This is a genomic window from Bifidobacterium sp. ESL1118 (genome assembly GCF_058505595.1).
The window spans coordinates 88,711-100,725 of sequence record NZ_CP196371.1 but is presented as its reverse complement, the minus strand read 5'-3'; the positions used below and the strand labels follow the sequence as shown (position 1 = coordinate 100,725).

5 protein-coding genes and 1 pseudogene are annotated in these 12,015 nt (G+C 57.0%); all 6 read right to left on the bottom strand.

Going from position 1 to position 12,015, the window contains the following annotated elements:
* Positions 1 to 263 precede the first annotated feature (263 nt).
* The 6 genes and pseudogenes from ACSYSS_RS00360 to ACSYSS_RS00335 all read right to left on the bottom strand — a co-directional run bounded on the left by ACSYSS_RS00360 (position 264) and on the right by ACSYSS_RS00335 (position 11,960).
* Positions 264 to 749, bottom strand: coding sequence for a hypothetical protein (locus tag ACSYSS_RS00360; RefSeq protein WP_491703570.1), 486 nt, complete (start codon positions 747 to 749; stop codon positions 264 to 266).
* Between the two features lie 9 nt (positions 750 to 758).
* Positions 759 to 2,978 (bottom strand): ferrous iron transport protein B, encoded by a 2,220-nt coding sequence (gene feoB / locus ACSYSS_RS00355; RefSeq protein WP_491704296.1) that lies wholly within the window; start codon positions 2,976 to 2,978, stop codon positions 759 to 761.
* Positions 2,979 to 3,124: 146 nt separating this feature from the next.
* Positions 3,125 to 3,355 (bottom strand): FeoA family protein, encoded by a 231-nt coding sequence (locus tag ACSYSS_RS00350; RefSeq protein WP_491703569.1) that lies wholly within the window; start codon positions 3,353 to 3,355, stop codon positions 3,125 to 3,127.
* 150 nt (positions 3,356 to 3,505) lie between these two features.
* Positions 3,506 to 4,975, bottom strand: coding sequence for an amino acid permease (locus tag ACSYSS_RS00345; RefSeq protein WP_491703568.1), 1,470 nt, complete (start codon positions 4,973 to 4,975; stop codon positions 3,506 to 3,508).
* A 563-nt stretch (positions 4,976 to 5,538) separates the two neighbouring features.
* A pseudogene (locus ACSYSS_RS00340) lies at positions 5,539 to 5,904 on the bottom strand (MFS transporter); the annotation flags it as partial.
* A gap of 554 nt (positions 5,905 to 6,458) precedes the next feature.
* A complete protein-coding gene (locus tag ACSYSS_RS00335; RefSeq protein WP_491703567.1) occupies positions 6,459 to 11,960 on the bottom strand; it encodes an endo-alpha-N-acetylgalactosaminidase family protein in 5,502 nt (1,833 codons plus the stop codon).
* Positions 11,961 to 12,015: the final 55 nt, after the last annotated feature.

Below are 12,015 nucleotides of genomic sequence, written 5' to 3'. Positions count from 1 at the left end.
CCGAATTCGCCCCGAGCAGATTTCAGAAAAGGCCCTCGCTCCCAAAATGAAAAATCAAGCTGCAAAACAAAGCTTTCAGGCGACATCCAGATGGTGGAACTGTTAAATCCATTGAAACTAACGCGGTTCGAATTTAAAAGAATTGTGAGCCATTCCATGCAATTTGCTGTTATTCATATGGCTAAATACGCAATACGCCTATACAAGCATACTTCATGCAACGCTCCGACAGTGCAAATTGTGTACACTGGCGCAATCCGGAGTTATCTCAACTTGCCAAATTTGTCTTTAAGACGGCCGAAAACGGACTGCCGCTTGCGGATTTGGCTAGGCAGGATTGGGCAGCTGGCGCACACCAGCGACTTTGGGTCGGGGTTGCAGCCCTCACCGGTGACACAATTGCAGCTCGTCAAGTCGTACACGGTGAGACGGCCCTGGGCTCGCAGCCGCTCGACGATGAGGTCAATGAGCTCCAACGGCTGTCCAAGACTCTGCGCAGCCATGCGCGGAGTCTGGCCATGCGTGACCGCATCGAGCACCTGGTCGGATAGGGATGCATCGGCCGGCGCTTGATCGGCGCCTCTCGATGTGTCGGCGTGCGTGAGGTCAAAGGATGCGTTGTCGGGCGTGAGACAAACGGCTTGCGGCGCGGCGGTCGACAATGCCCGAGCGATCTTCGGTGATGCGGCCTGCGACCGCGTCGTCTTGCCGTGCAATGCTGTGCGACGGAACCCGTTATCCACGCTCATGCCGGCACCTCATAGCAACCGCCCGACCTGGAACACCGCCACGGCAAGCACATACGCCATCACCAGCCCCGTGGCCACGGATTGCAATGCAATTTTGCCTCCATATTGCCGCTTCATCTCCGCCACCGTGGCCAAACACGGTGTGTACGCCAACACAAAAATCATAAACGCCGCCGCGGCAGCCGAAGGATGGCCGTGGCTGGAAACCACGAAACTATCGTGCAGATGGCTGCCAAGGCTGCCCTGCCCTTGCTGCTGCTCGGTCTGATTGTCCGCATTGCCCAGCTGGTAGCTCTGAGAAAGCGAACTGACCAGCACCTCCTTGGCCACGAAACCGGTGACGAGAGCCGCGGAGGCGTGCCAATCATTGAAGCCAGCGGGCTCGAAGACGGGCGCGATGGCCCCGGAGACCCTGCCGTACAGCGAGTCCTCCACGTTGTCCACATGGCCGAACGTATTCGTGCCCGCGGCCCCGGCGGAAAGCGGGATGGCGGAGGCGAACCATACGATGATGAGCATGGTGATGATCACCGAGCTGGCACCGGTGATGAACGACCAGAGCCGCAGAGCCACAGACTTGAACAGCTGAATCATGCGCGGCATCTGATAGGGCGGCAGCTCCATGGCGAACGGCTGGACCTCCAAGTCCTTGAACTGCGTGTGGCGCAAAGCGAAGCCGACCACCAAAATGATGACGATGGAGCTTACGTACATGAGGAAAATGGCCAAACCGGCATACTGCTTGAAGAATGCATACGCCAACACAATATAGACGCTCAGGCGTGCGCTGCAGGAAGTGAACGGAATCAGCAATCCGGTCATGAGGCGTTGGCGCGAATCCGGCAGCGTGCGGGTTGAGGCCAGGGCCGGAAGGTTGCAGCCAAAGCCGACCACCAGCGGCAGGAAGGCCCGGCCGTCGAGCCCGATCATGCGCATGGCCCGGTCCATCACGAATGCGGCACGAGCCAGGTAACCCGAGTCTTCCAGAAGCGAAAGAATGATGAACATGATGCCCATCGGCGGAATGAACGTGCACACCGTGATGGCACCGTTGAGCAGTCCGTCAACCACCAACGAGTACAGCCAGCCGTCGAGGCTCGCCTTGCCGCCGACCACGGTGAAGACCCAGCTGATGCCGGTGGTGCACCAGCCCCTCAACGTCACGTCGAACCAGTCCTGCAGCGGACCGGCGAGCGTGGTTGTGGCCTCGAACACGAGGAACATAGTGGCAAGGAACACCACAAGGCCGACAACGGGGTGGAGAAGAATGCGGTCGAGCTTGTCGGAAAACGTGACGGCATCCCCGGCTTGCTCGTTGCCTTCGTTCAGATCGCGCAGTTTTGAGGCTATCCAATTGAATCGTTCATCAGAGGAAGCCTCAACCCACTGCGCCACTTCCTTACCGCCAGCTTTACGAGGCGGGATCGGATTGCTGGTCACGGCATTCACGGCAGCGATGGCGCGAACGGTCCTTCCGTTGCCCGAATGGGTTTCAGTCACTGCGTCAGTTGTTCCAATCGCTTCAGTCTCGCCCAATTTGAGGGCGGCGAGCATCCTGGCGACGACCTTGATCAACTCGTTGGTGCCCTCGCCGCTGCGGCCGTCCACGCGCACGAACGGAATGTTGGGGAATTCCTTGCTCAACCGTTCAATCGAAATGGAGGAATGTTGTTTTTCGGCCAGATCGAGCATGGTGACGGCAACCACAAGCGGAAGCCCCAGGTCCATCAGCTGGCTCATAAGATACAGCGATTTGGAGGGTGAAGTGGCGTTGAATGCAACAATGACCACATCAGGAACCGGGTGATGCGCCCTGCCCATGGCGGCCTCGCTGGCCACCTGCTCATCCGGGCTGATGGCATCGAGGGAAGCCGTGCCTGGGGTGTCGATGAAATCCCAAGTGGTGCCATCGGGGCGGTGCAATTGCCCCTGCTCCACCAGTACGGTGGTTCCCGGGGCGTTCATCACCGAAGCATTGGCGCCTAGGATGGCGTTGAACAGCGTCGACTTACCCACGTTCGGGTTGCCAACAAACACGATTCTAGGATTGGCCTGCCATGAAGTCTCAGACCCCATGTGGCCCATGGAATGAGAGGCACCGCCGTCCATATCCACACTGCAGGAATCCTCCCGGCTCCCGTGGCCACTGTGATGCCTATCCGGCAGAAGCACGGCGAGGCCACGCCTGTGATGATGACCGGATCCATGGCAATCAGCCGGTTCCGGCATGGCGTGGACATCGTTGCCATCGGTAACATCCATCATGCCTGCCCCTGCCCTGCATTCATACAATACCTTCGGTCGCGCGGCTACCAAACATAAGCGTCAAGCCCACGACCATCGAAACCTGACAGCGCAATTCCACTAGCCAATCACTATCTTGTCTTGACGAAAATATGACGTGCGGTATCGCCACCCACCGCGATACGCTCACTGCCATGCGCCACGATGCAACCGCCGAACATGGACTTTTGGATGACCCTGACCGACTCGTGCACACGAAATCCAAGCTCACCCAACCTGAACTGGCTGCGGCCCGCAAACTCAAGCCTGCAGATCTCCACATCCGCACCCAGAGGGCAGGTTCGTAACGTTACATCATGCATACCTATGAGCCTACCTACTTACAGGCCGCAAGTAAAGAGTCTGCCGCCAAAAACCTCAGTTTCGACGGCAACAATCTCAGCATCCACCACACGCCAGCACCCCTCACATTCCAAAACAGCCTCAGTGCATTCTCCGCCGAGACATAGCAATCACTCTTCGAGCCGAGCCCCTGCCCTATGGCTGCGAATCAGGCTGTAACCGCCGAAGAGGGCCAGCCAGGTCAGGCCAAGCACCGCCGAGGTGATGGTGTCCTTCGAAAGGAACAAGGTGGCGTATATGAAAACAAAAAATGCGATGGTCAATGTATTGGTCACCTTATATGCAGGCATAAGATAGCCGTCCGGATCAAAATCGTTAGACCGGCGATAACGCTGGTGCGCCACCATCGTGAGAATATAGACAAAGATGATGACGGCGCTGGAGGCAGAGGAGAAGAACACGAACACATTGGAAACCTGAGGGATGGCGTTGATGACGGGCGCCAGCAGGATGAGTGCCGCCGAAACCAGGATGGCGCGAGCCGGGACCTTGTGACTTGAAACCACACCGAATTTACGGATGAATGGCGACGGCGATTCGCCCGCCAACTGCATGAGATGGCGCCCAGTGGAATACAGCAGGGAATTCAACGCCGAGGACGCAGCAGTGATGACCACGAAGAAGACCAAGGCGGAGGCCCATTTGAGGCCAGCGTACTGAAACACCATGATGAACGGCGAGGCGAAGCTGCCATCCTTGTTGGGCTGGAAGGTGCGCCAAGGGACGATGAGCATGATGGCGATGAGCGCGCCCACGTAGAAGATGAGGATGCGACCGATGATCTCGTTGATGGCTTTGGGCAGCACCTTGCGTGGGTTCTTGGTCTCCGAGACCGTAACCCCAACGAACTCGATCATCTCATAGGCAAAGAAGACCATCTGGAAGCTCATGAGGAACGCCATAGGCCCGTTGGGCATGAGAGTCAGGCCGGCGAAGATGTTGTCAAGCCCGGCATGGCCCGCCTTGCCCATGTGATCCATACCCAGCACGCGCACCGCCGGATAATGGTAGTTCACAATGACCATGACAACCCCGGTGACGATGAGGCCGACGATCAGCGTGATCTTGATCATGGAGAACCAGAACTCGGCCTCGCCGAACGCCTTGACCGCGATGAGATTGATGCCGATGAGCGCAGCCAGGAAGCACAGCTCGATGAGCCACTGCCAGCGCTCCAAGTGGAAGCCGAATGTGTCGAAGAACGTGACGAAATAGGTGCCCACCGCCGTGAGCTCTGAAAGCCCCATAAGAATAAGGACAATCCAGTAGGTCCATCCGGCGAAGTGACCCCAGCCGGGGCCCAGGTAGCGGCCGATGAAGTTGATGAACGTGTGCTGGTCCGGGTCGTGGTACATGAGTTCGCCAATGGCACGCATCAGAAGGAACATGATGATCCCCACCAAAATGTAGACGAGGATGATGCTCGGGCCCGTGAGGGCTATCGACTTGCCGGAGCCCAGAAAGAGGCCGGTGCCGATGGTGCCGCCGATGGCAATAAACTGCACATGGCGATTGGAAAGCCCCCGCTCAAGTTCGTTCTTCTTGCCGCCTACGCCATTCTCATTATCGCTACCGCTCATACCCGCCTCCAACAAACCCATTGAATCCGAACAACATACTCATCAATCATTCACGTCAATCATTCATAGACCTTAAGCCATCTCCTACCTTTTCCACGGCCGGATCCGGCAAAGCTGTTTCGAAAACCATAACGCATGGATTCTATTCCCTTTATGTTTCCGACAATATTTACAATCTACATAAGAAAACCTACATATTAGTGGTGTAAAGACGCTAACCCACCACGACGGTTCCGTTGACACCGCACCCACCATATGGAGACACGCCTATTACTCATTTTCGCCGGCAATATGAGTCTGAAGAGAATTTTTGCTCCCAATGACATGCTGATTGCCCCGTTTCCGCACAAATTCCGACTTAAATTCGTCTCTGTTTCGTTCCGTGAGCACTTTTTGCGCGATTTTTGCGAGACTAATTTTGCAATCGTTGGAAATCCACCATTCACGATTTTGATCTTCACCAAAATCCAAGAAAAAGTGCTCACGAAATGAAAACCGAAACCAACCAGTCACCCTCAAAGCAGCAAGAATGGAACCCCAGAGCCCCAAGGGTCCAGCCCAACTCACTGGGCGAAGTCAGTATCCTTAGTCTCACGACTGGTGAGCAGAGCCACGACGCTGCACACAGCCATCATAGCCATATAAAGACCCACGGAGCCAACGCCCCAGTGACTGGCGAGCCAAGTGGCGATGGATGGGGCAAAGACCGCACCAACGGTGGCTGCAAGGTTATAGCCCAGACCAGAGCCGGAGTAACGCACATTCGCCGGGAACAGCTCCAGCAACTCCGCGCCGAGCTGCCCGAATGAAACGCCCATCAGCGCAAAGCCCAAGCATGGGAACAGCATGGTTTCAACGAAATTGCGCTGACCGGAGAACATATGGGGAAAGACAAACGCAAACACCAAGATGGCCGATGAAGCTGCTATATGCTGTTTGCCTGCCCTGCCTTCATCGGTAGGGCCTAAGCTTGAGTTTGCCTATTGGACCGCCGACGGAGACAGGACGATAATTCGTACGACTTGTATATGCAGTGCAATGGAAATCAGTCTGCTCATCTCGGCAGCCTCCTTTCGGCGATTATGAACCGCAAACCGTTCGTTTGCTTGAGCTGTACAATATGCGGTTCCTATGCCCGCCAAACGAACATGCCTACATTGTGGGCATCGTGATAGCTTACCCGCACCTCAAATCGCTGCTGGCATGACTTGCCAGAACCATCTTGAGTGGCTTCTTTGGGCCAAATACAGAAAAATTGGTGGGGCCAAGATTACTTATCTTGGCCCCACCAATTAACTGGTCAACCTTCTTTCCACAGCATTTCCCATGGCACCTAAAGTAGCTGAAAGCCTTGAGCCCGCCCCACGACATGCCATACGGCTGAGCTTAAGAATTCAACCAAATTCGTCTTGCCTGGCCAACGTGAGGGATGCGGCCCAAGCTGCTTCCAGGCTTCGGACGAACTTCAGATGGTTCAATGTCATTAACAATCCGACTGGCTACCACCTCGCTTCAGGAACGCCGCGAGTAGGAGTGCCACACCGGCCAGCACGACAGCTGCGAGCGCAATCCACACCACGGAATTACCGGTGGAGCTCAGCCTGCCGCCGTTGTGCTTGGCCACGTCAACGGAGTTCGAAACAACTGGTGTGCCCGGCTGACCCGGAGCGCCAGGCACACCTGGCTGACCCGATTGACCCGGCGTGCCCGGCTGACCCGGCGTGCCCGGCTGCACATGCACCAGAGCGCCCATTGCGGTCTCCAGATTTGTCTGGCTCAGCTCCACGTCATACAGCGAGGCGGATGCATCGGCATCGACGGTCTTGGCCCTGCTCAATGCACTGGCCAGCACGCCCCAGCTCACCGGTGTATAGTCAGCCTGATTGAGCGCCTCAGCCGAACTGATATCACTCTCGAGATCTGACTTATCGACGAGCACCTTCGCCGGCTGCACCTCACGATTGGTGGTCACTCGAAGTTCAGCAGCCGAGGCATACGTGTTTGCGGGGCTGCCGGCAGTCTGCGTGGCGGTGATGCGCACGGCGGTGACATTCTCCACAGGCTGGTCGAACACGACCCGCTGCCAATCGACATTCGTGGTGAACGTGCCGTCGGTGACCACACGCTGGCTCGGAGTCACGCTTTGTGGACCAACAGAAGCACTACGCATCTGACCGTCGGCAGTGGCCACGTCAATGTTGAACTTTGTGATCCTACCATTCGTGCCGTTTGGCCGAGGAAGATAGCGCAGGCCCGTGATGGTGGTCGGCTCAGCGAGGTTGAACTGATACCAGGCATTACCGGCAGTGACCTCATCGGTGCCCCATTTGGTGTGCCAATACGTGGTCTGGTCCCCATCCTGGGCAAATTCAATGGGGCCTTCCTTGCCACCGCTGGACGACGGCTGCGCACTACCCGCCTCAACGGTGTAGCCAGCGCCGTTGTCGTAGGCCACGTCGAAGGCATCGGTGTCGGCATCGACCGGAGCGTTCTGCATGTACTCATCGAGACTCACCAACAGGGCGTACGCCTGAGCATAGCTGCCGGCATCCGCTCCGTCCTTGTTGATCAGCACCTTGGCCTTGGCGAGCGTCTTCTGGAAGAGCTGCCAGTCACCGGCACTGAACCGGGAGTCTTCGGAGGCATACTTGTCGCCGACTTCCTTGAGCTTGGCCTCAGCCTCGGCCTTGGTGTGGGAACCTGAATCGACACGCTTCACGGAGAGGTTGTCGAGCACGAAGTCCTTGTAGCCACCGAAGTCCTGGGCGCTGCCTGTGGATCCTTGCAGGTCGGGCTCTTTGTCTGTGGACGAGATGCCGAACCACGAATCACCGCTCGGGGACCCGGTCACCGTGAACTTCGCATGGGCCGTAGTGCCAAGCGCCTTACCCAACGGTGTGAGGGTGTTGCGAGAGCCGTAGACCCCGTCTCCGGTGGTGAAGGCGTAGATGCCGTCGGAGCCTGACTGGTAGTCGAAAGAGACCTCGTACTTCTGACCGGGCTCCAGACGCACCGTCTGGGGAATGGTCTGATAGACCAGGTAGTTGTAATCGGCAAGGCCATTGACCTTCACCGACCACTTGCCGCCGAGTACGTCATCCATCTTCTTGACATCCCAGCCGGCCTGCGTATAGGGCGCGTGCAGCTCTGAAAGGTGGGTGCGGTTATCCTCCACGCCCTCCAAGCCTGACTCCACAAACGGCCACATTCCCTGAGCGTTATGTTCGAAGTCGTTGTCGAGCTCCTTCAGGCTACCATCCTTCTCGAGGGAAAGACCATCGTAGCTGTTCTCCAGGATGCGCACGTCGTCGAAGTAGGCGTGGTCCGCAGCGTTGCCCGTGCCGCTCTGGGAGAGCGTGACGCGGGTCTCGCCGCTTGCCGGGGCCACGAACCAGACGTACATATTCTGGAACATACTCATGCCGTTTTCGGTCTTGGTGTCGGTGTTGTGGGCATATGCCTTCACATAGTTCTGCGCTATGCTCTGGTTGGTGTAGTTGCTGGCCAGCGTCTTGCCGTCGTTGCTGACGGTGATTGACGCCCTGCCGCCGCCACGCTTGTCGACGCCTGCGTAGAGCGCGTAGCGCGTGCCCGGGGTGAGGTCGGTAATCTTCTGCGAGGCGCTCGCTGCGCCGGAAAGGCGAAGCATGGCATTGTTGGTTCCTACAATCTCAGCCTTGCCATTGCCCTTTGCGGGAATGGTGGTATTCCAGTTCTTGGCGAGGGTGTTCTGCCCGCCATTGAAACCGGCATCGACCACATGCATGCCTGTGCTCCAATTGACCTGCATCGGCTTCTGCTCGCCCTGATAGACAACATACGGAGTCTCAGCCAGAGCGTTGAGCGCCACTTTCCCACCAGTAACGGGAACCGACTGCATTTCCGTCTTGCCTTGATCGGTAAGCTTGTAGACCACCACATTGGAGAGGTTCGACCAACCGCTGGGCAGCGTCCAGGTAGTCCTGCCACCCTTGGCATTCCAATGATACAGCCGCTGATTCGCAGCCTTCTCCTTTTTTCCTGTCTTCACATTCCAGATCCAAGGAAGCAGATACGCCTCATCACCCTGCGAGCTGCCGTCGCCGGCCTTCACCGCACCATTGGAAACCACTTGCCCATTGAAGGTGATAGTGCGCTGGCGATAATCAGTAGAGGCAGCATCATTACTCTTGCGGGAAACGACCACAGTGTTGCCATCGTCGTCCTTCAACACAATCTGTTCGTTGCCGCCATTCGTAGCGGGGTCTTGCATTGAGGATGCATCAAGTGGGCTGTTCACCCAACGCTGCACCTTGAAATGCTGTAGGAACTTGGTTGAGACATCATGGCTATAAAGGTTGTCGATGTAGTCGGCATAGTCGTTGCGGCCCTGCCAGCCCTCGAAATCCTTCATGCTGTACCCGCCGAGCAACGGCGCGTTCGCCGCGCCGCCATAAGACGGATAGTCGCCGTCCCAACTGTCCTTCTGATGATTGCGCAGGAAACGCATCACCTGGGAGTTCTCGCCCTTAAGCCCACTGCCGCCGTAAGTCAAATCCGCAGCCCAGTGCTGGAAGGTGGAGTCATACTCATTGGCAGCACCCCATTCGTTGGCCATGCGCCAACCGCGGCTATTGATCTCCTTGGAGAGCCTGCGGGTCTGCCAGGAATCATCAGAACCGCCCGTCTGGTTGCCCCAGATGTCAACGTAGACAAAATCGAGATTGTTGCCCACCTTGTTCTTCAAATCCTGGAAGCGATCGGCACGGCCATGGTTCAGATCATAGATGCTGTCGATGGCGACTGCTTGATCAAGCCAGTTCCAGCCATAATGCAGCGATCCATCAGGATTGCGGCGCACCAGGTCATTGCTAAATGCCTTGGCCTCCGGGTACATCTCGCCGGCGTTGACGTGCACACCGAATCGAGCGCCATAATCCGCACCCTTCTTCAGCAATGTGTTCATATCCTTCGCGCCGCCGATTCGCTGGCCTATGTCGCCATAATCAGGATGGCCTGAATCATGCCCCTCATTGGCGTAGCCCTTGAGCAACACTGACTGACCGAGACCGTCGGTATTGAGAGCCACCTTCTTCACGTTGTCGAGCGTGGTGAGGAACGGGTTCTGCGCCTGCGAACCGAAGTTCATGGCGATGCGGTAGGCAACAAGCTCGGGGACTTCCTCGGACTTCACTGGATTGTTCATAATCGAGCGATAGGCCAGAGCGCCATCCTCCCAATTCGTCACACCGTCGTTGTTCTCATCACCGGCGATGGCGACTTTGAGCTTGGGCATCTCAATCTGGTCATCCGTATATGACTTGTTCTTCGAATCCTTGACCACACGATGGTAATACCAAGGAGCGCTTGCCAGCCCCAATGAGGTCTCGCCGTTCAATGCGGTTGTCGATGCCACCACACGCGTGTTCTGCGCACCGCCGGCCACAGCGGCGACCGTGGTGCCGTCATGCTCTGAGTTGCTCCACAGACCGGCGCTCAGCGAGCCGCCGGAAACGAAACCGTAAATGTAATCCCCTGCATCGGTAATGGCCGTGGTGTCGGTGACGTTGATGGTGGTATCGCCGTTCTTGTTGGTGTCCGAAGACATGCGGGCACCCGTGAACTGGGCACCGGTCTGGTTGGACCGCACAGAAACAAGCGATTGGCCAGGGAAGGAGACCGTCTGGATAGGATAGGTCTTCTCGTCGAGGTTGTTGACGATCTTCGTGACTTCAAGGCTCAAGGTGTTGGCCTTGACGTTCACGTCAACCGTGAGCTGTGCATCGATGTGCTTGGAAACGTCCTTGACGCGCAGCAAGTAGTGCGCCTGGGTGTCGCTCATCCTGGTGAATGCCACATCATGGCCGCCGAGTGTCACATCAGTGCCGTTGACGTTGACAACACGCGCATCAGAGGGCTGGCCATACATCTTCTTGCCGCCCAACTTGGTCATGGTGTAGTCCAGGACCGCAGGAAACGCCTCTTTGACGCGCACGCTCATATCATCGGTCTTCAGCGTCTGAGTCGCCGGCTCAACGGCGTTCGACTTCACCAGCTCGATTGGCGGCACTACAACATTCCCGCCTTGAACAATCACGTCCTGGGTAATCTCATCATATCCGGCTTTCCCAACGCTGATGGTGTACTTCCCATTTCTCAGATCCGTCAGTGTGTATTTGCCTTGGGCATCGGTCTCCACGCTCGTGACTCCGGCGATGCGCACCTTCGCACCGCTAAGCGGACCATTGTTGTCGACGACAGTGCCGCTCACGTTGTAAGTGGATCTGTCGGCCTGCGGAAAGTCCTTGATATACATATCAGTCAATGCCGTACCGTATGTTCCGGCCTTCATTGCCACTGTTCCAGTCAGTGCGGTCATGGAGGCGTAGTCCACATCGAAGGCTTTCTGCCCATCTACCGTCAGCGTGGCCACTGTGCCTGTCCAAGACACCGAAACATCGCTTTCGGTGTTCGCCGCAGGTGCCGAGATGCGGGAACCGGAATAATAGTCGCCTTCGCCGCCAACATACTTCTGCCAGAACCATCCACCAGAATCAAAGCCGATGAACAGGCCATTGCCTGGATCGGCGTAGCCCAGATAAAAGCCGAAACGATTGTTTCCCGCAGCTTGGGGGCTCTTCACCGTGGCATGGAATGACCCGGCATGGGCGAAGTCAAAAGGTGTGCCATACACCGCCACGGCAGGCAGATTCGTGCCTGTGGCGGCATTGCCGTTGCTGCTTGAGGACTTGAAATGTGTCCATCCATCGCTGGATTCCAGTGTCTCTCCTCCTACGGGGTTCTCCATCGTCCAGCCGTTGACCGGATTAAGATCGCGTGGTGCCACAAGAGGCACAGCTCTTGGCTCTGCCGCATCGGCCCGTGAAACTGAGGGCGGCGCAGATGCATGAAGAGGCGCCGATGTATCGGCAAACGCCGTCCCTCCCATAAAACCGAGCGCCAGCAGAGCTGCCAAACTCGCTCGTAACAATGAATCTTTCTTCATTAAAATAGACTCCTCTGCAACTATGCATATAGACGCGTCACCGTGACACGCACTT

Coding starts and splice junctions, on each gene's coding strand:
- ACSYSS_RS00350 (WP_491703569.1), bottom strand. CDS start 3,355: ATGCATGATGTAACGTTACGAACCTGCCCTCTGGGTGCGGATGTGGAG.
- ACSYSS_RS00360 (WP_491703570.1), bottom strand. CDS start 749: ATGAGCGTGGATAACGGGTTCCGTCGCACAGCATTGCACGGCAAGACG.
- ACSYSS_RS00335 (WP_491703567.1), bottom strand. CDS start 11,960: ATGAAGAAAGATTCATTGTTACGAGCGAGTTTGGCAGCTCTGCTGGCG.
- feoB (WP_491704296.1), bottom strand. CDS start 2,978: ATGCCGGAACCGGCTGATTGCCATGGATCCGGTCATCATCACAGGCGT.
- ACSYSS_RS00345 (WP_491703568.1), bottom strand. CDS start 4,975: ATGAGCGGTAGCGATAATGAGAATGGCGTAGGCGGCAAGAAGAACGAA.